This is a genomic window from Streptomyces sp. URMC 126 (assembly GCF_051386555.1).
GTDB lineage: Bacteria > Actinomycetota > Actinomycetes > Streptomycetales > Streptomycetaceae > Streptomyces.
This window is the reverse complement of sequence record NZ_JBPQTX010001348.1, coordinates 1-236: the sequence shown is the minus strand read 5'-3', so window position 1 is coordinate 236 and position 236 is coordinate 1. Positions and strand designations below refer to the sequence as shown.

At 75.8% G+C, this 236-nt stretch carries 1 protein-coding gene; it reads right to left on the bottom strand.

The window, feature by feature from the left end; genetic code table 11:
• The coding region (locus ACSNOK_RS36220) for a penicillin acylase family protein (RefSeq protein WP_436784892.1) at window positions 1-236 on the bottom strand (236 nt) is incomplete at both ends.

Here is a 236-nt window from a genome sequence, read left to right as displayed (position 1 = left end):
CCTCGATCGTCTCCACGTGGCGCTCGGCGGGCCGCCATCCGTCCGGGCCCAGCGCCTCCACCCGCTCGCCGTCCGGCCCGGTGCGCCGCAGCCGTTCGCGGTAGAGGTCCTGGTAGTCGGCCATGGCGTTGGTGATGGCCCAGGCCACCCGGCCGGTGTGGCCGAAGTGGGCGATGCCGGGGACGCCGGGGACGGCGAGGCCGACGACGTCGAACTCCGGGCAGGCCAGCCGGATC